At 73.1% G+C, this 23,091-nt stretch carries 20 protein-coding genes; 13 read left to right on the forward strand and 7 right to left on the reverse strand.

Annotation, left to right across the window (positions count from 1 at the left end):
• Positions 1-18: 18 nt before the first annotated feature.
• On the reverse strand, positions 19-1,212 hold the full coding sequence (locus Pta02_RS23400) for an MFS transporter (RefSeq protein ID WP_203877054.1): 1,194 nt from the start codon (positions 1,210-1,212) through the stop codon (positions 19-21).
• Positions 1,213-1,367: 155 nt separating this feature from the next.
• The gene (locus tag Pta02_RS23405) at positions 1,368-1,874 is read right to left on the reverse strand and encodes a TetR/AcrR family transcriptional regulator (RefSeq protein ID WP_203877055.1); all 507 of its coding nucleotides are present in this window, start codon (positions 1,872-1,874) and stop codon (positions 1,368-1,370) included.
• 111 nt (positions 1,875-1,985) lie between these two features.
• On the opposite strand from Pta02_RS23405, the gene Pta02_RS23410 reads away from it, so the two are divergent.
• Positions 1,986-3,149 carry a cysteine desulfurase family protein gene (locus Pta02_RS23410; RefSeq protein ID WP_203877056.1) on the forward strand — a complete coding sequence of 388 codons (1,164 nt, stop codon included), beginning with the start codon at positions 1,986-1,988 and terminating at the stop codon, positions 3,147-3,149.
• Positions 3,150-3,225: 76 nt separating this feature from the next.
• Here the strand turns inward: Pta02_RS23410 and Pta02_RS23415 are convergent, their stop codons facing one another.
• Positions 3,226-4,623: an FG-GAP repeat domain-containing protein gene (locus Pta02_RS23415; protein ID WP_203877057.1), complete on the reverse strand. Its 1,398-nt coding sequence runs from the start codon at positions 4,621-4,623 to the stop codon at positions 3,226-3,228.
• Positions 4,624-4,806: 183 nt separating this feature from the next.
• On the opposite strand from Pta02_RS23415, the gene ccmA reads away from it, so the two are divergent.
• Both ccmA and Pta02_RS23425 read left to right on the forward strand, forming a co-directional pair.
• Positions 4,807-5,448 (forward strand): heme ABC exporter ATP-binding protein CcmA, encoded by a 642-nt coding sequence (gene ccmA, locus Pta02_RS23420; RefSeq protein ID WP_203877058.1) that lies wholly within the window; start codon positions 4,807-4,809, stop codon positions 5,446-5,448.
• An 85-nt stretch (positions 5,449-5,533) separates the two neighbouring features.
• Positions 5,534-7,117, forward strand: a complete 1,584-nt coding sequence (locus tag Pta02_RS23425) for a DUF6297 family protein (RefSeq protein ID WP_203877059.1) — start codon at positions 5,534-5,536, stop codon at positions 7,115-7,117.
• A 10-nt stretch (positions 7,118-7,127) separates the two neighbouring features.
• Here the strand turns inward: Pta02_RS23425 and Pta02_RS23430 are convergent, their stop codons facing one another.
• Entirely contained in the window at positions 7,128-8,174 is a 1,047-nt protein-coding gene (locus Pta02_RS23430; protein ID WP_203877060.1) for a DUF695 domain-containing protein, read from the reverse strand.
• Positions 8,175-8,266: 92 nt separating this feature from the next.
• On the opposite strand from Pta02_RS23430, the gene mnmA reads away from it, so the two are divergent.
• Entirely contained in the window at positions 8,267-9,337 is a 1,071-nt protein-coding gene (gene mnmA / locus Pta02_RS23435; protein WP_203877061.1) for a tRNA 2-thiouridine(34) synthase MnmA, read from the forward strand.
• Between the two features lie 32 nt (positions 9,338-9,369).
• Here the strand turns inward: mnmA and Pta02_RS23440 are convergent, their stop codons facing one another.
• The gene (locus tag Pta02_RS23440; RefSeq protein ID WP_203877062.1) at positions 9,370-10,011 is read right to left on the reverse strand and encodes an MBL fold metallo-hydrolase; all 642 of its coding nucleotides are present in this window, start codon (positions 10,009-10,011) and stop codon (positions 9,370-9,372) included.
• 121 nt (positions 10,012-10,132) lie between these two features.
• Between Pta02_RS23440 and Pta02_RS23445 the strand changes: the two genes are divergently transcribed.
• The 9 genes from Pta02_RS23445 to gatB all read left to right on the forward strand — a co-directional run bounded on the left by Pta02_RS23445 (position 10,133) and on the right by gatB (position 21,702).
• The gene (locus Pta02_RS23445; protein ID WP_203877063.1) at positions 10,133-11,137 is read left to right on the forward strand and encodes a methionine synthase; all 1,005 of its coding nucleotides are present in this window, start codon (positions 10,133-10,135) and stop codon (positions 11,135-11,137) included.
• 114 nt (positions 11,138-11,251) lie between these two features.
• The gene (locus Pta02_RS23450; RefSeq protein ID WP_203877064.1) at positions 11,252-11,674 is read left to right on the forward strand and encodes a hypothetical protein; all 423 of its coding nucleotides are present in this window, start codon (positions 11,252-11,254) and stop codon (positions 11,672-11,674) included.
• Positions 11,675-11,796: 122 nt separating this feature from the next.
• Positions 11,797-13,983: an NAD-dependent DNA ligase LigA gene (ligA, locus tag Pta02_RS23455; RefSeq protein ID WP_203877065.1), complete on the forward strand. Its 2,187-nt coding sequence runs from the start codon at positions 11,797-11,799 to the stop codon at positions 13,981-13,983.
• Between the two features lie 334 nt (positions 13,984-14,317).
• Complete coding sequence (locus tag Pta02_RS23460; RefSeq protein WP_203877066.1) at positions 14,318-16,549, forward strand: putative bifunctional diguanylate cyclase/phosphodiesterase; 2,232 nt, start codon at positions 14,318-14,320, stop codon at positions 16,547-16,549.
• A 161-nt stretch (positions 16,550-16,710) separates the two neighbouring features.
• Positions 16,711-17,010: an Asp-tRNA(Asn)/Glu-tRNA(Gln) amidotransferase subunit GatC gene (gene gatC, locus Pta02_RS23465; protein WP_203877067.1), complete on the forward strand. Its 300-nt coding sequence runs from the start codon at positions 16,711-16,713 to the stop codon at positions 17,008-17,010.
• Positions 17,007-18,497 (forward strand): Asp-tRNA(Asn)/Glu-tRNA(Gln) amidotransferase subunit GatA, encoded by a 1,491-nt coding sequence (gene gatA, locus Pta02_RS23470; protein ID WP_203877068.1) that lies wholly within the window; start codon positions 17,007-17,009, stop codon positions 18,495-18,497. Before gatC ends, gatA begins: the two co-directional genes overlap by 4 nt.
• Positions 18,498-18,545: 48 nt before the next feature.
• Complete coding sequence (locus Pta02_RS23475) at positions 18,546-19,637, forward strand: AAA family ATPase (RefSeq protein ID WP_203877069.1); 1,092 nt, start codon at positions 18,546-18,548, stop codon at positions 19,635-19,637.
• The gene (locus tag Pta02_RS23480; RefSeq protein ID WP_203877070.1) at positions 19,634-20,197 is read left to right on the forward strand and encodes a hypothetical protein; all 564 of its coding nucleotides are present in this window, start codon (positions 19,634-19,636) and stop codon (positions 20,195-20,197) included. The genes Pta02_RS23475 and Pta02_RS23480 overlap by 4 nt, the downstream gene beginning before the upstream one ends.
• Positions 20,194-21,702: an Asp-tRNA(Asn)/Glu-tRNA(Gln) amidotransferase subunit GatB gene (gene gatB, locus Pta02_RS23485; protein WP_275423603.1), complete on the forward strand. Its 1,509-nt coding sequence runs from the start codon at positions 20,194-20,196 to the stop codon at positions 21,700-21,702. Before Pta02_RS23480 ends, gatB begins: the two co-directional genes overlap by 4 nt.
• Positions 21,703-21,778: 76 nt before the next feature.
• On the opposite strand, the gene Pta02_RS23490 is transcribed toward gatB, so the two are convergent.
• Entirely contained in the window at positions 21,779-22,357 is a 579-nt protein-coding gene (locus Pta02_RS23490; protein WP_203877071.1) for an OmpA family protein, read from the reverse strand.
• Complete coding sequence (locus Pta02_RS23495; protein WP_203877072.1) at positions 22,341-22,931, reverse strand: hypothetical protein; 591 nt, start codon at positions 22,929-22,931, stop codon at positions 22,341-22,343. The genes Pta02_RS23490 and Pta02_RS23495 overlap by 17 nt, the downstream gene beginning before the upstream one ends.
• Between the last annotated feature and the right edge of the window lie 160 nt (positions 22,932-23,091).

Below are 23,091 nucleotides of genomic sequence, written 5' to 3' on the forward strand. Positions count from 1 at the left end.
CTCAGGCGGCCATGTCTCTCAGGCGGCCATGGAGAGCTCGGGCTCCGGGTCGGCGGCGCCGGCGGTGCGGGCCGTACCGGGCCCGGGCAGGAACCGGGCGGTCAGCGCGATCACCAGGCTGAGCGCGACGGCGATGCCCAGCGCCGCCCTGAGCGAGGCCAGGTCGGACAGGAAGCCGATGACGACCGGGCCGAGAAGCAGTCCGGCGTAGCCCAGCGCGCCCGTCTGGGCGATGGCCGGGCCGGGGTTGTCGGTCGCGGCGCCGGCCAGGGAGATGGCGATCGGGGAGACCGTCGCCACCGACAGGCCCACCAGCAGCATGGCCGCGACGGCGAGCACCGGCGAGGCGGAGGTGATGACCACCGCGAAGGTCGCGGCGGTGGCCAGCCCGGAGGCGGCGATCATCATCCTGGGGCCGAAGCGGGTCCGGATCCGGTCGCCGGCCAGGCGGCCGAGCAGCATGCCCGCCTCGAAGACCGGGTAGCCGGCCGCGGCCAGGGCCTCGGGGGCGCCGAGCACGTCACGCAGGTAGAGACCGTTCCAGTCGGCCACGGTGCCCTCGACCATGAACGCGCAGAACGCGATCACACCCAGCAGGTAGACGACCGCGGGCATCCGCCGGCGGGTGCCGCTCTCCGAGGCCGTCTCGGGGGCGGGGTCGGGCAGGTAGGTACGGCTCAGGGCGACCGACGCGGGCAGCGCGAGCAGGGCGATCAGGGTCAGGTGGGCCGTGACCGACAGTCCCGCCGCGATGGCCGCGGTGCCGAGCAGCCCGGCGGAGATGGCGCCCGCGCACCAGCCGGCGTGCATGCCGTTCATCAGCGGGCGGCCGTGGGCGCGCTCGACCGTCGAGCCCTGGGCGTTCATCGCGATGTCCAGCGCGCCGAACGCCAGGCCGAACAGGCCCACGGCGACCAGCAGCAGCGGGAACGTCGGCGCGAAGGCGACCACGGCCAGGGTGACGGCGCACAGGGGAGCGCCGACCCGCAGGATGCTCCGGCTGCCGAAGCGCGTCATCACCCCGCGCATCGACTGCATGGTGACCAGCGCGCCCAGTCCCCACACGAGCAGGGTGACGCCGATCGACGCCTCGGACAGGCCGAGTTCGTCGGACAGCGCGGGCAGGCGCACGGTCATCGATCCACACATGAGTCCGCCGAGAACAAAGGTGAGGATTGCCCCATTACGGGCAATCCTCAGATCGCGGGTCATGACGTAATCCCTTCAGCGGAGGTTTCCAAATGACGTGGGGTGGGCACAGAAAAGCCGGTCGCTTCCGCGCATGCGGAAGCGACCACCAGCGTGTACGGACAGTGACCCCGGGCGGGGCCGGGTGAGGGGCGGATCTGTCGCGGCGCGGGGCGGCGCTATTCCGACAGCAGGTCCAGCAGGCGCCTTTCCAGCTCCGCGTAACGGGAGTCGTCATAGAGGCCGGGATCATGGCTGACCACGTCCCACAGCCCCTCGCAGGCCAGGCGCACGATCTGTGCGGCGGCAGGGTCGGGCTCCCCGTCGAGGCCCTCGCGGTGCCAGCGGGCCATCGCCTCGCGCAGCGGCGCGAGCAGATAGGGGTTGCCGGAGGCTCCGGTGACCACCGCCCAGCGCCGGATCCTGCCGCTGCGCACGGCGGCGAAGGTGGCTGCCAGATAGTTCTTGGTGTAGGTGTCGTGCCCCTGGGCGGCGACCAGCTCGTCGAACTCCTCGATCAGCCGCTCGACCATGCCTTTGATCAAGGCTTCCTTGCTGCTGAAGTGGTAGAGCAGGCCGCCTTTGCTGCAGCCGGCGCGCTCGGCGACGGCCGCCAGGGTGAGTGCGGAGGAGCCCTGGTCCGACAGCAGCTCCTCGGCCGCGTCCAGCAGTCCCTCGCGTCTCATGACTTTACTGTACCGGCTGGACGGTTTAGTGGTCAACGCGGGGGACGGGGCTTCACCCGGGCACGGATACGCTTGGAAGGCTGAAAATCAGTTGCGGAGGGGAGTGCGGCCGTGGAGCCCGCCTATCTCGATCATGCGGCGACCACGCCGATGCTTCCCGAGGCCGTCGAGGCGATGACCGCCCACCTGGGCCGGGTCGGCAACGCCTCGTCGCTGCACACGGCCGGTCGCCGGACCCGCCAGGTCGTGGAGGAGTCGCGCGAGAGCGTCGCCGACGCGCTCGGCGCCCGGCCCAGCGAGGTAGTGTTCACCTCCGGCGGCACCGAGGCCGACAACCTCGCCGTCAAAGGCCTCTACTGGGCCCGGCGGGCCAAGGGGGCTACCCGCATCCTGATCAGCTCGGTCGAGCACCACGCCGCGCTCGACCCCGCGCACTGGCTGGGCGACCGGCAGGGCGCGACCGTCGAGCTGCTCGACGTCGACGAGCTCGGCCGGGTGCATCCGCAGGCCCTGCGCGAGGCCATCGAGCGCGATCCCGACAGCGTCGCCCTGGTGAGCGTGATGTGGGCCAACAACGAGGTCGGCACCGTCCAGCCGGTCCACGTGCTCGCCGCGATCGCCCACGACCACGGCATCCCGTTCCACACCGACGCGGTCCAGGCGGTCGGCCAGCTCCCGGTGGACTTCGCCGGAGCCGGGGTGGACGCCCTGACGATCTCCGGTCACAAGGTCGGCGGCCCGCTGGGCGTCGGCGCGCTGCTGCTGGCCAGGGGCGTCGACCCGGTGCCGGTGCTGCACGGCGGCGGCCAGGAGCGCGACGTGCGCTCGGGCACGCTCGACGCCCCCTCGGTCGCCGGGCTCGCCGCGGCGGTGCAGATCGCCGTGGCCCGCCAGGCTGAGACGGCGGCCCGGCTGTCCGGGCTCCGCGACGACCTGATCCGCCGGGTACGGCAGGCCGTACCCGATGTGATCCTCAACGGCGACCCGGTCGACCGGCTCCCCGGTAACGCGCACTTCTCCTTCCCCGGCTGCGAGGGCGACGCCCTGCTCATGCTGCTGGACGCCAAGGGCGTGGAGTGCTCCACCGGATCCGCCTGCTCGGCCGGGGTGGCCCAGCCCTCCCACGTCCTGATCGCCATGGGCGCCGACGGCGTCCGGGCCCGCGGCTCCCTGCGCTTCTCCCTGGGCCACACCTCCACCGAGGCCGACGTCGACCGCGTCGCCGACGTCATCGGCCTGGTGGTGGAGCGGGCCCGCCGCGCCGGCCTGACCTGACCGCCCGGGCCGTACACACGGAAGGCGGTGGGCCCCGGGGCCCACCGCCTTCACCGGGTCACGAGGCTTCACCGGGTCACGAGGCGCCCTTGCCCCACTTCAGCTTGACCTGCTTGACCTTCTTCTGCACCTGCTTCGGCTTCGGCGCGTTCTTGGGCTGCTTGGGCTTGACCGGCGGCTTCGGCTTGGGCGCGACCGCCGGCTTCTTCACCACCGGCTTCTTGACCGGCGGCTTGGGAGCCGGCTTGGGCGTGGTGGGGGCCGGAGGAGCGGGCGGCGTCGGGTCGGGGACGGTCGTGCAGGAGGTCAGCATCACCGAGACGCCGTTCCCGTCGCCCAGCACCACCACGTCGGCGCCGCCGTCACCGTTGAAGTCACCGGTCCCGGCCCACGTCAGGTTGGCCCTGCCGGGATCGAAGCCGACGGGCGTCTGGAAGGTGCCGTCGCCCTTGGCCGCCAGCACCGAGAACGCGTCGACGACGCCCGACTCCCTCACGATCAGGTCGGCGGAGCCGTTGCCGTCGATGTCGCCGGCCGCCAGGCCGTTGGCGTTCGAGCTCACGGCGTAGGGGACGGGCGTGCGGAAGGTGCCGTCGCCCTCGCCGATCAGCACGACGACGCTGTTGGTAGTCGCGTCGAGGGTCGCCAGGTCGGGGGTGCCGTCAGCGTTGAAGTCGGCGCCGACGAAGCCCCACAGGTTCGTCCCGCCCGGGTAGAAGGCGGTCGGCTGGAAGGTGCCGTCGCCGTCGCCGAGCAGGACCTCGACGGAGTTGACGTTCATGAAGGAGCCGGTCACCGCCAGGTCGGTGTGGCCGTCGGAGTCGAAGTCCCTCACGACGATCTCACTCATGGCCGCTCCGGCGCCGGTGTCCACCGGCGGCTGGAAGGTGCCGTCGCCGTCACCGAGCAGCACGTGGACCGAGCCGCTGGAGTTCGTCGTCGCCAGGTCGTCTGCGCCGTCGCCGTCGAAGTCGCCCGAGACGGCCGAGTAGACGGTTTCGACCGTGGAGGTGGTCACGGCCGCGCGGAAGGTGCCGTCGCCGTTGCCGGGCAGGACCGAGAAGCTGGGGTCGTTGTAGTTCGTCACCACCAGGTCGACGTGGTCGTCGCTGTCGAAGTCGCCCACGGCGGGGGAGCCGATGTACTCCGGGACGGTGACGGTCGCGGGCGCCTGGAAGCCGCCGTCGCCGACGCCGAGCAGCACCTGCAGGGAGGTGGAGGTCCCGCCCGGGGACACGATGAGATCGGCGTGGCCGTCCTCGTTGAGGTCGGTGGTTATCGTGCGGTTCGGAGTGATCCCGACGGGGTGGTCGACCGCCGGGCCCAGGAGGCCGGGGGCGCAGGTGGTGAGGGCCTGGGCGGGCGCGGCGGTGGCGGCCAGCGCTCCGGATGTCAGCGTCACCGCCGCGAGCAGGGAGACGATGCGGCGCCGGCGGGCGGTCGAGCCGGGCGGCACCGGATGAGACGTGTTCATGAAAGCGCTCCTCCGTGAGCGATGACGCCCGCGCAGGCCCGTTCGGGGCACGATGATGCGTCGGGCGTGGGTCACCCGTGCCATCGGCAGGGGCGGGCGTCTCCTGAGAGGTCGGGGATCAGGGTTCCGGACGCCTGCGAATCGCGGCGCACGCGGGACATGGACGCTGGCTAGGGTCGAACGGTGAGCGAAGCGATCATCGTGGCCCGTGGGGTCGAGGTCACACTCGGCGGCAATCCCGTGCTCCAGGGGGTGGACGTCGAGGTCGGGCACGGCGAGATCGTCGCCGTGACGGGGCCGAACGGAGTGGGCAAGTCGACGCTGCTGCGCTGCCTGGCCGGGCTCCGGACGGCCGACGCGGGAGAGATCGCCGTCCTCGGCGGGCCGCCCCGCGACGAACCCGCGTTCTGGCGTGACGTCGCCCTGGTGGCGGACGAACCCGCCTGGTACCCGGGGCTGACCGTCCGCGAGCACCTGGAGCTGATGGCCGCGGTCCACACCGGATCCCGGATGGACGTCGGAGAGGCACTGGAGTCCTTCGGCCTGGCCTCCCGGGCGGACGCGGCTCCCCCGGCCCTGTCGACCGGCCAGCGGCAGCGCCTCATGCTGGCGATGACCCTGCTGCGGCCGAGCCGGGTGCTGCTGCTGGACGAGCCCGAACGGGGGCTCGACGCGGAGTTCCGGCGGCTGCTGGCCTCGATCCTGACGGACTACGCGGCGCAGGGCGGCACGGTGGTGATGGCCACCCACGACCCCGGCCTCGCCGAGGCCGCCCGCAGCCGACGGGTCGCCCTGGCCGACGGCCGCGCCGAGAGCACCGTGTGAACCCACCCCGCCCGTCCGGGAGCACGGGACGCTCTCTGATCGTTTGCCGGGAGGAAGCCTTGAGGTCGTGCGGGAGGGAGAGGGCATGAGGTCGGTCGCGGAGATCAGGGGCTTCGTCCGGTCGCGGAGCCGGCGGCCGCGGAACTGGACGGATCTGTACTCGACCGGCCTCGGGCTCGCGGTGGTCGCCGCGATGTTGTCCCAGCCCGCCTTCACGCTCCTGGCCGCGATAACCCGGCAGGCTGACCCGTCGCGGATGGGTGCCGGGGTCGCCCTGGTCATGCTGGCCGGTGCGGGTTTCCTCGCCGCCGCCCGGGCGATCGGTCCCGTCACGCTGCCGCCCGCCGACGCGGTCTGGCTCCTGATCTCGCCCCTGGACCGCCGGGCCGTGCTGCGGGGGCCCTCGGGCGTCCTGCTCGCGGTCTCCGCCGTGGCCGGGATGGTGCTCGGCGTGGGACTGCTCGCGGTCCTGGGGACCCCGGACCACACGGGCGTACGGCTGGCCGCGGCGATGCTCCTCGGCGTCGCGACGGCCACGGGGGGCATGGCCGCGGCCGTGCTGGCGCAGGCGTCGCAGACCTGGAACACATGGGCGGGCCCCGCGATCGCCGTGACCGCGGCCCTGGCCGTGGCCGTCGCGCTGCTGGGATCCGGCGCCGGACGCCGCCTCCTGACCGCGGCGGCCTCCGCCCCGCCGGCCGCGGGCGCGGTGCTCGCGGCGACGGCCGCCGCACTCGCCGGTCTGCTGGTACGGCGGGCCTGGAGGGCGCTGGAGCGGATCCCGGCCCGGACCCTGCTGGACGCCTCCGCCGGGCGGGGTCGCGCGGCCGGGGCCGCCGTCGCCGTGGAACCCGGCTCCCTGACCTGGAGTGCGGAGGACGCGCACTGGCGGGGGCGGGCCCTGCGGTCCCGGCGGTGGCCCGCGCTGCCCGCCCCGATGGCGCTTGCCTGGCAGGACTGGCGGCGGCTGGGACGCCGTCCCGGGCGGCTCGCCGTACTGTCCGCGACCGCCGCGCTGCCCGCGCTCGTCGCGCGGACCGGCGGGGGAGTCCTGGAGGGGATGACCGCACCCGCCGCCGCCCCCGGCCTCGACGCCGTCCCGGGCCTCGACGCCGCCCCCGGTCTCCTCGGCGTCTCGCTGACCGTCGGCCTCATGCTCGTCGGCGGGCTCGCCGCCGCGGCGGCGGGCACCTCGGGCGCGCGCAGGGACGGCGACAACCCGGCGCTGGCGCGGCTGCTCGGCGTCGACCCCCGGCGGGTCCTCGCCGCCCGGGCGCTGCTGCCGGGCCTGCTCGGCGGGGCCTGGCTGGTCGCGGTGCTGGCCGGGCTCACGGTGACCGGCGCCCTTCCCGCGGGCCCGTGGTGGCCGCTGGGCGCGGCGGCCGCTCCCGCGCTGGCCGCCGGGGCGCTGCGGATGGCGCGGCGGCGGCCCGTCGACCACGCGATGCCGGTCATCGACACGCCGATGGGGGCGATGCCCACGGGAGTGATCGCCTGGGCGCTGACGGGCGCCGACCTGGTGGTGCTCGGCTGCCTCCCGCTGGCGGCGGCGCTGCTGTTCCAGCCCGCCGCGCCCGGCGGCCTCCTGGCCGCCCAGGTGCTCCTCGGGACGGCCGTCCTGTCGATCTCCGTCCTGCGCGAGGGACGGCGCCGGCGAGACCCCCTCTGACCCGGCGGGGTCAGTTGAGGAAGGGGGCGACGGCGGTCCAGCCGGGGTCGCCGACGACGTCGACGCGGGGCCGGCCCTCCTCCCAGGTGATGATCAGTTCCTTGGCGTGGATGGCCGCCTCGCCCACCGGGTCGGCGTAGACGTGCAGCACCCGCTGGCCCTCGGCGCTCATGTGGGCGGCCAGCACGGCGGTGCCGTTCAGCCTGCTGATCCGGCCCGCCAGGCGCTCCTCGAAGTCGCGCAGCGCATCCAGGGACGGCCCGGCCGGCAGGCCGTCGGCGTCGCGGTGCAGGTAGGGCAGGGTGATCGCGATGTGCTGGTCGAACAGCGGATAGTCGACCGGGCGGAGCGGATAGCGCGCGGTGGCGATCAGGCGGGCGCCGGAGGCGGTCTCGCCCTCCAGCAGCGCCCACTGCTCCTCCTGGAAGCCGGAGGCGAGGTCGGCGACCACGCCGGGCAGGTGGACGGCGGGCACGGCGTCGATCGGCTCGAACTGGACGGCGGAGATGTCGCCGACCCAGCGGGCCACGTCGTCCTCGCCGAGCAGCCAGTCGAGGGCCAGCAGGGCGGCCTCGGTCCGGGTCTCCTCGTCGAGGATGCTGAAGATCGGATGGTGGGCGACCACGTCGACGCGGGGGTTGCCGAGCGGGGCCCGCAGGCCCAGGACGAGCTTGTCCAGCGCGAACTCGTAGCCGCCGACGTCGAGGGTGAGGTCCATGGCGTGCGGGTTGGCCCGCCGGGACGGGTGGAACTCCCACAGCGCGTCGGCCGGCGGCGCGGCGGCGGCCCAGCGGTGCGCGGTGGGGCGCAGCTCGGGATCGCCGGCGGCGGTGACGATCAAGGCCTGGTCGGCGCCGAGCCCCGGGGTGATCTCCCAGACCAGGGAGGGGTGGACGACCTGGACCGCGGGACCGATCCACTCGGCCAGCCGTTCGGCCTCTCCCGCGGCGACCATCGCGTCCAGCTCCGGCCTGGCCTCGGCCCACCACGCCCAGAACTCGCCGATGCCGTCGGCGGGCTCGGCGCCGGACTCGTTCTTGCGCCCGAACAGTCGCATGGTTCCGGATTCTCCCAGTACGGCGAGACCACTGCCAACCGGCGGGTGCGGTACGGCGGCATGTCCTCCGGCGCGGGTACCCTCGAAGGGTTATGAGTCTTCGTGTGCTTGCCGCCATGTCCGGGGGCGTCGATTCCGCCGTGGCCGCCGCCCGCATCGCCGAGGCGGGCCATGACGTCACGGGCGTGCACCTGGCGCTGTCCGCCAACCCGCAGTCCTACCGAACCGGCGCCCGCGGGTGCTGCACGATCGAGGACTCCAGGGACGCCCGCCGGGCCGCCGACGTGATCGGCATCCCGTTCTACGTCTGGGACATGGCCGAACGCTTCCATCGCGACGTGGTCGAGGACTTCGTCAGCGAGTACGCCGCGGGGCGCACCCCCAACCCCTGCCTGCGCTGCAACGAGAAGATCAAATTCGAGGCGGTGCTCGACCGGGCGCTCGCGCTCGGCTTCGACGCCGTGGCCACCGGCCACCACGCCCGGATCGTCGACGGCGTGCTGCACCGCAGCCCGGACGCGGCCAAGGACCAGTCCTACGTGCTCGGCGTGCTCACCCGCGAGCAGCTCGGCCACGCGATCTTCCCGCTCGGCGACTCGACCAAGGCCGAGGTCCGCCGGGAGGCGGCGCGGCGCGGGCTCATGGTGGCCGACAAGCCCGACAGCCACGACATCTGCTTCATCGCCGACGGCGACACCCGCGGCTTCCTGGCCGAGCGCCTCGGCGCGGCCGAGGGCCCGATCGTCGACGAGTCCGGCGAGGTCGTCGGCAGTCACGAGGGCGCGTACGGCTTCACCGTCGGCCAGCGCAAAGGCCTGCGCATCGACCGCCCGGCCCCCGACGGCCGGCCGCGTTACGTGCTGTCCATCGAGCCGGTCTCCAACACGGTCACGGTCGGCCCGCGCTCGGCCCTGGAGGTCACGGCCATCGTGGCGGAGCGGCCGGTCTGGAACGGCCCGGTGGACGCCCCGCGCGAGCCCCTGGCCTGCACGGTCCAGCTCCGCGCGCACGGCGAGGTGTACGGCTGCCGCGCCCAGCCGTCCGGCGACGCCCTGCACATCACGCTCGACGGCCCGGCCACCGGCGTGGCGGCGGGCCAGGCGGCGGTGCTCTATCTCGGCGACACCGTGATCGGCTCAGCCACCATCGCCTCCGCGGTCTGATCCTGCTTCCTGCCCCCGGGGTGCCGGACGGGTCAGGCCAGCTCGACGGACTCGCCGGGCGTCAGGCGGCGGATCTCGGCCTTCTGCGCGTCGGCCTCCGCCCCCAGCCAGCTGTCGACCAGGCCCAGGCCGATGTCGTTGAGCCCGCCGTCGTGGGTGGAGAAGGCCCGGCCCGGCCGGACCTCGCGCAGATAGGCGATCGTCTCGGGGAGCTTCAGCCACGGCGCGCTGGTCGGCACCAGCAGCGTGGGCACCTCGACGCCCGGCGGGGTGAACGCGTCACCCGGGTAGAAGACCTCCTCCTCGACGAGGAAGCCGACGTTCTGCACGATCGGCAGATCGGGGTAGGTCGGGGCGTGCCACTCACCGACGACCCTCACTCCGAAGCCCGCCGTGTCGAACGCGTCGCCCTGCCGTACCACCTGGACCTTCGCCGGGACGTCGGTCAGCGCGGCGGCCACCGCCTCGCAGGTCCAGATCTCCAGCGACGGGTCCGCCCCGGCGGCCCGGCGCAGCCGGTCGGCGTCCACGTGGTCGAAGTGCTCGTGGGTGATGAGCACGGCCCGGGCGCCGTCGAGGGCCGCCTCGTCGCTGAAGCCCCCGGGGTCGATGACGAGGGCCGTACCGTCCTTCTCCAGGCGGACGCAGGCGTGCTCGAACTTCGTGAGTCTCATCCCCTCACCCTACGGCGCGGGGACATCGTGATCCGAGCACGGACCGGGGCGCCGGGCGCTTCCCGGCGGCGGGCCGGTCCGCGGCGCGGGATCGTGATCGACGGGCTCTAAGCTGGCCGTTGTGAATACGTTCCCGTGGGGTGAGGCGACCGCCACCGGTGTCGGGTCGCATCCGGGGGAGGACCACGCCGAGGCGGTCAGGGTCGTCTTCGGTGAGCTCCCCGCACTGCCGTACCTGCCGGAGCTGCCCGGCCGCGGTGTCGGCGCGGACATGGTGGGGCGGGCAGCCTCGCTCCTGGTCGAGCTGCCGGTGGAGGTGCAGCCGTCGGGCTGGCGCTTCACCGACCGGCCGGGGCGGGACGCCAAGCGCGCCCGCGACCACCTGGTGCGCGACCTCGACGGGCTGGAGGAGGCCGCGCAGGGATACGAGGGGCCGTTCAAGACGCAGGTGTGCGGGCCGCTGACGCTGGCCGGGACCATCGAGCTGCGCCACGGGGACAAGGCGCTGGCCGACGCGGGAGCCGTACGGGACCTGGTGGAGTCCTTCGCCGAGGGGCTCGCCGGGCACGTCGCCGAGCTGCGCAAGCGGGTGCCGGGCGCCACGGAGATCGTGGTCCAGCTCGACGAGCCGGGCCTGCCCGCCGTCCTGGCGGGCACGGTGCCGACGGCCTCCGGCTTCGGGCGGCTGTCCGCCGTGGATGCCCCGGTGGCCGTCGAGTGGCTCCGGTCGGCGCTGCCCGGCGACGGCTTCCCGATCGTGCACTGCTGCGCTCCGGGCGTGCCCTTCGAGGTGATCCGCAGGGCGGGGGCCAAGGGGGTCTCGCTTGACGCCTCGCTGCTGCGCCGCCGTGACGAGGACGTGATCGGCGAGTGCGTCGAGGCGGGCATCGCGTTCTTCCTCGGCGTCGTGCGCGGGGTGGACGCCCCGCTGCCGGACGTCGGCGTGATCGCCGGGCCCGCCGTCGAGCTCTGGCGCCGGATGGGCTTCCCCGCCTCGACCCTGGCCTCGCAGGTCGTGCTCACCCCCGCCTGCGGGCTGGCCGGGGCCTCGCCCATGTACGCCAGGGCCGCCCTGGCCGCCTGCCGCAAGGCGGCGCTGGTGCTCAGGGAGGACCCGGGCGAGTGAGGCCCCCGGGACGCACGGTGGTCAGCGGTTCCACGGAGTTTCAAGTGACGTGCAAGTACGTCCCCATATCCATGGACATGTAGGAAATCGCACCACATGTTCTTGGAGTTCTTCATGCGCACCGGCCTCCGCGTCCTGCTCGGCCTGACCGCCGCCGCGGCCCTCACCGTCGGCGGCTCCACGGCGGCCTCGGCCGACGCGGCCGCCACCGGCTGGAAGTGGGGCCCGATCCACTCCACCGACGGCCACGCCACCGCCAAGGGGAAGGTCGTCGTCACCCAGAGCGCCCTCCAGATCCGCGGCAGCCTGTCCGACACCCGGGGCAAGGGCTGCTCCTGGGTGCTGCTGCGCTGGCAGAGCTCCGGCAACGGCAAGTGGAGCTCGGCGGGCTACTGGAACTGCACCCCCGGCACGGGGACGTTCCGCAAGAACGTGGCCCACCCCCTGCAGATCAAGGCGAAGGTCTGCCGCGGGAACTCCAGCCGGCCGACCGGCCGGTGCACCTCCTGGAAGACCGTCTACACCCAGGGCGGCTGATCCGCCGCCCCTCCGCGGAGGGGCCGGTCCCGCGGCCCCGCCCGTCCGTCGCCGGACCCGGCCGAATGTCGGTCTCCGGCGATAGATTCTCCCTGGTGCACGACGAGGGGAGAGGCTGGACGATGGCTGCTGAGGCAGAGGCCGGGGGCGTTCCGGTGACCGCGCTGGAGCGGCACGCGGAGGTGAGCGAGCTGGTCGAGGAGGCCAACTGGCGCTATCACGTGCTCGACGCGCCGACCGTCAGCGACGCCCAGTACGACACCTGGATGCGCGAGCTGTGGGCGCTGGAGGACGAGCACCCGAGCCTGCGCACCCCCGACTCGCCGACGCAGAAGGTCGGGGCGCCGATCTCCAGCGAGTTCGCGCCGGTCGCGCACCTGCGGCGGATGGAGAGCCTCGACAACGCCTTCAACGCCGACGACCTGGCCTCCTGGCAGGCGCGGGCGGAGCGGCTGGCCGAGCGCGACCCGGCCCCCTACCTGTGCGAGCTGAAGATCGACGGGCTGGCGATCGCGCTGGTCTACGAGAAGGGCCGGCTGGTCAGGGGCGTCACCCGGGGCGACGGCCGCATCGGCGACGACGTGACGGCCAACGTGCGCACGGTCGCGAACATCCCGCACCGGCTGACCGGTGACGACGTGCCCGACCTGGTCGAGGTCAGGGGCGAGATCTACATCCCGGTCGAGGACTTCAAGAAGCTCAACGAGCAGCTCGTCGCGGCGGGCAGGCCCGCCTTCGCCAACCCGCGCAACTCGGCGGCGGGCTCCCTGCGGCAGAAGGACCCGCGGATCACCGCGCAGCGCCCGCTGCGGATGATCGTCCACGGGGTCGGCGCCTGGGAGGGCACGGACCTGCCGCGCGCCCAGTCGGCGATCTACGACCGGCTGCGGGAGCTCGGCCTGCCGGTCAGCGACCTCTACCGGGTCGTCGACGACCTCGACGGCATCAACGCCTTCATCGAGTACTACCGCGAGCACCGCCACGACCCGGCCTACGAGATCGACGGCGTCGTGGTGAAGGTCGACGGCATCGACCTCCAGCGCAACCTCGGCTCCACCAGCCGGGCGCCGCGCTGGGCGATCGCCTACAAATACCCGCCGGAGGAGGTCAACACCAAGCTCCTGGACATCCAGGTGGGCGTCGGCAGGACCGGCCGGGTCACGCCGTACGGCGTCATGGAGCCGATCGTGGTGGCGGGCTCCACGGTCGAGCGGGCCACGCTGCACAACGCCTCCGAGGTCGCGCGCAAGGGCGTGCTGATCGGCGACACCGTGGTGCTGCGCAAGGCGGGCGACGTGATCCCGGAGATCGTCAAGCCGGTCGAGGAGCTGCGCGAGGGCACCGAGCGCGCGTTCGTGATGCCGACGCACTGCCCCGAGTGCGGCACCGAGCTGGCCTACGAGAAGGAGGGCGACGCCGACCTGCGCTGCCCCAACACCAGGGCGTGCCCCGCCCAGCTCCGTGAGCGGATCTTCTTCGCCGCCGGCCGCCGGGCCTTCGACATCGAAGGCCTGGGCTACGTGGCGGCCACCGCGCTGACCCAGCCGCTGCCCCCGCACGAGCCGCCGGTGCGCACCGAGGCCGACCTGTTCGATCTGACGATCGAGCGGCTGCTGCCGATCGAGTCGGTCGTCCGCGACCCCGACACCGGCCTGCCCAAGACCGATCCGGAGACCGGCGAGCCCAGGATCGTGACCTTCTTCGCCAACAAGGACGGCAGCCCCAGCAAGAACGCCGAGAAGATGCTGGAGCAGCTGGAGCTGGCCAAGGACAGGGACGTGTGGCGGGTGCTGGTCGCCCTGTCCATCCGGCACGTCGGCCCGCCCACCGCCCAGGCCATCGCCGCGGAGTTCCGCTCGATCGAGGCGATCGCGCGGGCCACCGAGGAGGAGCTCGCCGCCGTCGAGGGCGTCGGCCCCCGGGTGGCCGCCGCGATCCGCGAGTGGTTCGAGGCCGACTGGCGCCAGGAGATCGTCGCCCGCTGGAAGGCGGCCGGGGTCCGGATGGAGGACGAACCCCCGGCCGACCAGCTCCCCCAGACCCTGGCCGGGCTCACCTTCGTGGTCACCGGCACGCTGGCGGGCTTCACCCGCGACGAGGCGGGAGAGGCGCTGGCGGCCAGGGGCGGCAAGGTGTCCGGCTCGGTGTCGAAGAAGACCTCCTTCGTGATCGTGGGCGAGAACGCCGGCTCCAAGTTCGACAAGGCGGTGAAGCTGGGCGTGCCGATCCTCGACGAGAACGGCCTCTCCGTTCTGCTCGCGGAGGGTCCCGAGGCCGCCGCGGCGGTGGCGGTCGAGCCGGAGGCCTGACCCGCCCCCGACCACGTCGTGATCACCCGGCCGGCGTCGTGCCGCGGACGCCCGGCCGGGACGCCCGGGGGGTGTCCAACGGGTCTGTGTCCGGTGTGCGCGATATGTGTGGGTAGGGGTACATCCCGGCTGGTTCGGCCGGGGGGTAAGTGCACGACGCGCCCGGCTGGAGGTCTCGTACGGCATGCACTGTGATGTCTCTTATTCACTCGCTTATCAGGCGATTCAGGGGTGTGTCACAAGATGGACAGTGACGGAACGTGCCCAACCGGTTTCGCGAAGTGGTCCGTAGGCCGTACTCTCCCATAGTGAACTAATGGGGGTTTTGTTACTCATGGCTGACCCAACCGATACCCGCGACACCGGACCGCGCCCGGGTTCTCCCCTGTGGACCTACCTGACGGTCGTCACCGTCCTGGGTTTCGCCGCCTTCGCGGTGGCACAGTGGTGGACCAGCGCCGAGGAACTGGCGTGCCTGGCGGACTCCCCGCTGTTCTGGACGCTCGCCGTCCTGATCGTGCTCGGAGAGCTCCGGCCGGTCGTGCTCAGCTCGTCGACGTCGGTGGGCGGCACCCACCCCTCGACGATGTTCACCTTCGCCGCGCTCCTGCACTACGGCCTGCCGATCGCCCTGCTGATGCAGGCGGTCGGCATCGTGGTCAACGGGGCCGCCAGCCGCAGGGCCTGGCACCGGATCCTGTTCAACCTCGCGCAGGTGACGCTGGCCTACACGGCCGCGGGCCTGGTGCTCGGGGCGTTCGGGCACCGGCCGGCCCGGATCGTCGCCGCGACGCCCGCGCGGGCCGACGCGTGGGTGCCCGACGGGATGGACCTGCTGGCGATCGGGGTGGCCGGGCTCGCCTACTTCGCGGTCCGCGCGCTGCTGGTCTCCGGGGCGGTCGCGCTGCACGAGCGGCGCTCGATCCACCGGGTGCTCCGGACCACGGTCGGCCACCAGAGCCTCGTCTACGCGGGACTGCTCGGCCTGGCCCCGCTGGTCGTGGTGGTCATGAACCACTCGCCGGCGCTGGTCCCGCTGTTCCTGGCCCCGCTGGCCGCGGTCTACTTCACCGCCACCATGTCGATGCGCCGCGACCACCAGGCGATGCACGACGGGCTCACCGGACTGCCCAACCGCAAGATGCTCGTGCTGCGCACCGAGGAGGCGCTCGCCGAGGCCAGGACGCGCGAGGGCGGGCGGGTCGGCCTGCTCCTGCTGGACCTCGACCGCTTCAAGGAGGTCAACGACACCCTCGGCCACCCGGTGGGGGACCGGCTGCTGCAGATGGTGGCGCACCGGCTCACCCACAGCGTGCGGCCGGGCGACGTGGTCGCCCGGCTCGGCGGTGACGAGTTCGCGGTGCTGCTGCCCTCGGTCAGGGACGCCGCCGCCGCCAGGGAGGTCGCCGCCCGGCTCCGGGTGGCGCTCACCGAGCCGGCCCGCCTGGAGGGCATGACCTTCGACCTGGACGCCTCGGTCGGCATCGCGCTCTATCCCGACCACGCGCCCGACTTCGAGCTGCTGATGCAGCGCTCCGACGTGGCGATGTACCTCGCCAAGGAGGGCAAGACCGGCGTCGAGCTCTATCTCGCCGACAAGGACCGCAACAGCCCCGAGCGGCTCAGCCTCCTGGGCGACCTGCGCCGGGCCCTGGACCGCTCGGAGCTGAAGCTGTACTACCAGCCGAAGCTCGACCTGGCCGCCGGGGAGATCCGGGGCGTGGAGGCGCTGCTGCGCTGGCGCCACCCGGCGCGGGGGCTGATCAGCCCGGGCGACTTCATCCCGCTGGCCGAGCAGTCCTACCTGATGCGCCAGCTCACCGAGTACGTCATCGACGCGGCGCTGGAGCAGGCGGCGCACTGGTGGCACACCGGCGTGCACGAGCAGATCTCCGTCAACGTCTCGGCCCGCGACCTGCTCGACTCCGCGCTCCCCGAGCGGCTGGAGGCGGGGCTGGCGCGCTACCGGCTGCCCCCCAAGGCGATCCAGCTGGAGGTCACCGAGCGCATCCTGATGACCGACCAGGCCTACACCGCCGACGCCGTGCGGGCGCTGGCCTCGCTCGGCGTGCCGCTCGCCCTGGACGACTTCGGCACCGGCTACTCGTCGCTGGTCCGCCTCCAGCGCCTGCCGGTCTCCGAGGTGAAGATCGACGCCTCGTTCGTGCGCAGGATCTGCGACTCCCCCGACGACGAGCGCATCGTGCGCTCCATCGTCGACCTGGTCCGCTCGCTGGGCCTGCGCTCGGTCGCCGAGGGCGTCGAGTCGGCCGACGTGGCCGCGCGCCTGGCCGAGATGGGGTGCGACCTCGGCCAGGGCTGGTGGTTCGCCGAGCCGATGTCGGCTCTGGACGCCACCTCCTGGCTGCGCCGCAACCGGGGGCAGTACCACGATCCGGTCAAGCCCGTCCCCGACACGCCCGCCGCCGAAGCGCTCGACCCGGACGCGCTCGAGGCCGAGATGCTCGACGCCAAGGTGCTCGGCGGCACCCCCGGCGAGCTGTCCGGCGACCTGGTCGCGAGCGCCTACGAGACCGCCAGGGCCGTACTCGGCGGCCAGACCTGACGGGCGGACGCGCGCGGGGGAGGCCGGCCGCCGATCTCCCGTCACCGGCCGCCGCCGCGGCCGGTCCGGTGTTACAGCGTGTTAATACGTCAGGCCTGCTGGACCGTGCACCCTAGGATGACAGTGTCCAATTGCCATTCACGAAACGGGTTCAACGACTCATGTCCGCCATAACCCGCGACGAGGTCGCTCACCTCGCCCGGCTCTCCAGGCTGGCCCTGTCCGACGAGGAGCTCGACCACTTCGCCGCCCAGCTCGATGTGATCATCGGAGCGGTCGCCCGCGTCGCCGAGGTGGCGGCCGACGACATCCCGCCGACCTCGCACGCGCTCCCGCTCGCCAACGTCTACCGTCCCGACGAGGTACGGCCCGGCCTGACGCCCGAGCAGGCGCTGTCCGGCGCCCCGGCCGTCGAGGACGGCCGCTTCCGCGTCCCGCGGATCCTCGGGGAGGAAGCATGAGCCTGATCCACAAGACCGCCGCCGAGCTCGGCGCGCTGGTGGCGAGCGGCGAGGTCTCCGCGGTCGAGGTGGCCCGGGCCCACCTCGACCGGATCGACGCCGTCGAGCCCAAGGTCAACGCCTTCCTGCACGTCGACGCCGAGACGACCCTCGCCCAGGCGCGCCGGGTCGACGAGCGCCGGGCCGCGGGGGAGGAGCTCGGCCCGCTGGCCGGCGTGCCGATCGCGCACAAGGACGTCTTCACCACCACGGACATGCCGACCACGGCCGGTTCCAGGATCCTTGAGGGCTGGCGGCCGCCGTACGACGCGACCGTGACCCGCCGCCTGCGCGAGGCCGGGCTGGTGATCCTCGGCAAGACGAACCTGGACGAGTTCGCGATGGGCTCCTCCACCGAGAACTCCGCCTACGGCGTCACCCGCAACCCGTGGGACCTGTCGCGCATCCCCGGCGGCTCCTCCGGCGGCTCGTCCGCGGCGGTCGCGGCCTACCAGGCCCCGCTGTCCACCGGCACCGACACCGGCGGCTCGATCCGCCAGCCCGCCGCGGTCACCGGCATCGTGGGCATGAAGCCGACCTACGGCGGCTCCTCCCGCTACGGCCTGATCGCCTTCGCCAGCTCGCTGGACACGCCGGGCCCCTTCGCCAGGAACGTGCTGGACGCGGCGCTGCTGCACGAGGCGTTCTCCGGTCACGACGTCATGGACTCCACCTCCATCGACGCGCCGGTGCCGAGCGTGGTCGAGGCGGCCCGCCAGGGTGACGTGGCGGGGCTGCGCGTCGGCGTGGTCAAGGAGTTCGGCGGCGAGGGCTACCAGCCGGGCGTGCTCGCCCGCTTCCACGAGACCGTGGAGCTGCTGGAGTCGCTGGGCGCCAAGGTCGTCGAGGTCTCCTGCCCGTCGTTCACCACGGCGCTGCCGGCCTACTACCTGATCGCCCCGTCGGAGTGCTCGTCCAACCTGGCCCGCTTCGACGCGATGCGGTACGGCCTGCGCGTCGGCGACGACGGCACCCGCTCGGCCGAGGAGGTCATGGCGCTGACCCGCGCCGCGGGCTTCGGGCCCGAGGTCAAGCGGCGCATCATCCTGGGCACCTACGCGCTGTCCAGCGGATACTACGACGCCTACTACGGCCAGGCGCAGAAGGTCCGCACGCTGATCGCCCGCGACTTCGAGGCGGCCTTCGGCCAGGTGGACGTGCTGGTCTCGCCGACCACGCCGACCACCGCGTTCCCGATCGGCGAGCGAGCCGACGACCCCATGGCGATGTACCTCGCCGACCTGTGCACCATCCCGACCAACCTCGCGGGCAACGCGGCCATCTCGGTGCCGTGCGGCCTGGCCGACGAGGACGGTCTCCCGGTGGGTCTGCAGATCATGGCCCCGGTCCTCGCCGACGACCGCTGCTACCGGGTCGGCGCCGCCGTCGAGCGCGCCCTGAACGACCGCTGGGGCGGCGGCCTGCTGTCCAGGGCGCCGGAGCTGTAGGACCGAAGGCGCTCATAGGACCGTGGGACGGAGAGGAAGAACGGCGGCGTGATCACTCGGATCGAGATCGACGGGTTCAAGTCATTCTTGGACTTCGAGCTCGACGTGCCGCCGTTCCTCGCACTGGTCGGGCCCAACGCCAGCGGCAAGTCGAACCTGTTCGACGCCCTCGGGTTCGTCGCGGACGAGGTGGGCGGGCCCGGCGGGCTGATCGGCGTGCGCAGGGGATCCCCGCACGAGCAGTTCCACCGGGTCGCCGAGGGCCCGGCCGTCCCCGGGTTCACCGTCGCGGTGGAGGCGCTGGTCGCCCCGGAGCCCGGCGCGCTGCTTCCGGTGCGCTTCGACACGGGCGCGGAGATGGTCCTGCGGATCCCGCGTTCCAGCGGGGCGGTCGTCAGCCACGTGGCCCGGCGGCTGCCCGAGGAGCTGCTGGAGCTCATGGTCGCCGATCCGGACCCGGAGGGCACGCCGCGCCGCACGGTCGCGGCCTGGCGCAGATACGCCCCCGAGCCGCGCGCCATGCGCGGGCGGTGCTCCCCGGCCGACCGCGGTCCGCTGGCCGCCGACGGCGGGAACCTCGCCGCGGTGCTGGGGCGGATGTCGGGTACGGCCGCGCTTGCCGACCTCACCGCCGACCTCGCCGCGCTGGTCCCCGACGTGGCCGCGACGGTGCCCCGCCTGGAGCGGGGCCAGTGGTCCTTCGACCTGGTGCTGGACGGGCAGGGGCCGGTCCCGGCCGCGCTGCTGTCGGACGGGACCCTGCGGGTCCTGGGACTCCTGGCGGCCCTGCACGACCCGGACCACCCGGTCACGCTCCTGGTGGAGGAGGTCGAGAACGGCGTGCACCCCGGCCGCCTGGGCGAGCTGCTGCGCCGGGTCCGGCGGCGGGTCACCGAGCCGGGCGGGGCGGAGCCGTACCGGCAGGTCATCCTGACCAGCCACTCGCCGGTGGTGGTGGCCGAGCTCTACCGGACCGCCCCGGAGGCTCTGACCTTCCTGGAGGCCGTGGTGCGGGTCGACCCCGGCAACGACCGGGTCTCCCGGGTGACGGTTGCCAAGCCCGTCCAGCCGGACGGCGAGCCGGGCACGTTCGTCTCGCCCCGGCAGGTCCGCCGGTACCTCGGCGCGGCGGCGGCATGAACCGCCCGCTGGTCCCGGGCCTGGTCACGGGGGTGGAGGGGGACGGCTTCCTGGCCGCGCTGATCCCCCGGCAACTGCGCGGGCTGCTGCGGGAGTCGCCGTACGTGGTGGACGTGGAGACCACGCGGACCGTCCCGTGCGAGCGCGACCGGACGGTCGCGGCGCTGGAGGAGCTCGCGGCCGACTGTCATCTGATCTTCGCGCACGACCGGGGCCGGGAGCGCGGCAGGCCGGACGGCGTCCGCTACCACTCGCACTATCTGGTGCCGGTGGTCGCCCTGGGCGACACCGAGGCATGGCCGCTGGCCGACCCGGGAGTGTGGGAGCGGCTGGAGGGGGGCGACCTGGCGGGGCTGCCCGCCAGGCCCGCCGACGTCGAGCGGATCGCCTATCCCCGGGACGTCATGGCGGCGGCCGCCCCGCGCAGGGGCCGGCCGGTCGGCGACTACTTCGACTACATCGGACGAAACATCGACCTCGATGTCCTGGCCCAGGTCCCCGCGTACGCGGAGTGGGTCGCGGAGACGAGGAACGCATTGAAGGGACTTGGTTACCTGTGAGCAGCACAGCTACGCTCATGCCGTACGACGAGGCGCTGGGACGCTTCGAGCCGGTGCTGGGCCTGGAGACGCACATCGAGCTGGGCACGGCCTCGAAGATGTTCTGCGGCTGCCCGACGACCTTCGGGGCGCCGCCGAACACCCATGCCTGCCCGGTCTGCCTGGCGCTGCCCGGCTCGCTGCCGGTGGCCAACGCCACCGCGATCGAGTCGACCATCCGCATCGGCCTGGCGCTGAACTGCTCCATCGCCGAGTGGTGCCGCTTCGCCCGGAAGAACTACTTCTATCCGGACATGCCGAAGAACTACCAGATCAGCCAGTACGACGAGCCGCTCTGCTTCGACGGCTACCTCGACGTCGAGGTGAACGGCGAGATCGTCAGGGTCGAGATCGAGCGGGTGCACCTGGAGGAGGACACCGGCAAGTCCACCCACGTGGGCGGCTCCACCGGCCGCATCCACGGCGCCGACTACTCCATCGTCGACTACAACCGCGCGGGCATCCCGCTGGTGGAGATCGTCACCAAGCCCATCACGGGCACCGACCGGCTCGCCCCCGAGGTCGCCCGCGCCTACGCCACCGAGCTGCGCGAGGTCATGCGCGCCCTGGGCGTCTCCGACGTGCGCATGGAGGAGGGCTCCATGCGGTGCGACGTCAACGTCTCCCTCATGCCGCGCGGCTCCTCCGAGTGGGGCACCCGCACCGAGACCAAGAACGTCAACTCGCTGCGCAGCGTCGAGCGCGCGGTCCGCAGCGAGATCGAGCGCCAGGCCGGCATCCTGGCCGAGGGCGGCCGGATCATCCAGGAGACCCGCCACTTCCACGAGGACACCGGCACCACCACCTCGGGCCGGTCCAAGGAGGAGGCGCAGGACTACCGCTACTTCCCCGAGCCCGACCTGGTGCCGATCGCCCCGGACCGCGCGTGGGTGGCCGAGCTGAAGGCGGCCCTGCCCGAGCTGCCGCGGGTCAAGCGCAAGCGGCTCCAGCAGGAGTGGGGCGTGTCCGACCTGGACATGGAGGCCATGCACAACGCCGACGCCATCGACCTGGTCGAGGCGACGGTGTCGGCCGGCGCGCCGCCCGCCGACGCCCGCAAGTGGTGGATGGGCGAGCTGGCCCGCCGGGCCAACGAGGCCGGGGTCCCGCTGAGCGCGCTGGCCATCACCCCCGACCAGATCGCGCGGGTGTGCGCGATGGTCGCCGGGGGCGCGCTCAACGACAAGCTGGCCCGCCAGGTGCTGGAGGGCGTGCTGAACGGCGAGGGCTCCCCGGACGAGGTGGTCGCCGCCCGCGGCCTGCAGATCGTCAACGACGAGGGCGAGCTGTCGGCGATCATCGACCAGGTGCTGGCCGACAACGCCGACGCGGCCGACAAGGTCCGCAGCGGCAAGATCGCCGCGGTCGGCGCCCTGGTCGGCGGCGTCATGAAGGCCAGCCGCGGCAAGGCCGACGCCGGCCGGGCCCGCGAGCTGATCCTGGACAAGCTCGGCGTCTCGGAGTAACCCGCCGGGGACCGCGTCCCCGGAGCGGCCCGCCCGCCGGTCCGCCCGCCCGGCGGGGCCGGACCCGGGCGGGCCGTCAACGGGAGAAGGTGATCTCCACACGCCGGTTCTTCGCGCGGCCCTTCGGGTTGTCGACGACCCAGCCGTGCTCGTCGGTCATCGTGTCGGCCGCCACCGGGACGGCGGCGCCGTGGCCCTCGACGGCGAAGGTGATGCCCGCCCCCTCCACCAGGGGGGCCAGTGCCCGCTCCACCGCCTTCGCGCGCCTGAGGGAGAGGGCGAGGTTGTAGGCGTCGTCGCCCCTGGCGTCGGTGTGGCCGTCGATCCGGATCCGCCTGCCGCCCGCCTCCTGCTTGAGCACGGTGGCGGCGCGGGCCAGCTGCTCCCCGGCCTTCGCCGTGAGCGTGGCCTTGTCGAAGGCGAACAGGACGTCGGCCGCCATCGTGATCCTGCTCCTGGCGGGGGTGTCCGCGTCGATGATCGACTCGTTCAGGTCGCTGACGCGGAGCTCGATGTCGACCACCGGCGCGTGGACGTCGACGACGGGCGCCCGCGCGGGCGGCCCCGGCGTGGGGCCGGGGCCCTGGGTGGGAGCGGGAGAGGGGGTGAGGACGGCCAGCCCCACGGCCAGCGCGGCGCTAACCGAGCGGAACATTCTTGAACGTTCCCGCCCGCGGAATGAACACGTCCACTGTGCCGACGTCCGCCGGAGGGGCGGCGAACGTGGCGGAGAACACGATCGTCCTGTCCGTGTCGATCTCCACGAGACCGGAGCTGCACAGGCACTTGCCCTCCGCGTCCGTGGCCACCAGATGCTTCCTGGCGTTCTTGGTGTCGACGAGATAGACGCCGTCCACCGTGGGCGTGTCGGAGGGAACGGCGGAGAACGTGCTCCCCACGTCCCACCCGCTGGCGCGATCGTGCTCCAGGACGGTCGCCGCGAAGTTGACCGTGATCAGCTTCTCCTGCCGCTGAACGGCGTACAGGTCGACGCGGACCTTGTACCAGTTGTTCCCGGTGATCTCCCGGCTGCCGATGACCTGCTCGGCCGGGAGGCTCGCCGCCGCCGAGGGCGAGAGCGAGGGAGAGCGCGGGGATGCGGGCGGGCTCGACGCGGCCTGGGCGGGCGGGGCGGGAGGTCCGGCCGGGGAGTCCTGGGCGAGCCGGCAGCCCGCGGTCAGCAGTGCCGCCCCGACCAGAACCGAGATCTTCTTCATGGCGACCTTCATGACGACACGAGGCTAGTGCGATGTCGCCCGGCAGACGTCAACCCGGGATTGAAGATCGTTCTCCACTTTCCGCGGTACGGTCCCGGCGGGGGTCAACCCTCCGCGGTATCTCCGGCGGGACCGGTGAGAACCGCCGGAGATTGTCGCGCGCCCGGTTGTT

This window comes from Paraplanobispora takensis (assembly GCF_016863195.1).
Classification (GTDB): Bacteria; Actinomycetota; Actinomycetes; order Streptosporangiales; family Streptosporangiaceae; genus Planobispora; species Planobispora takensis.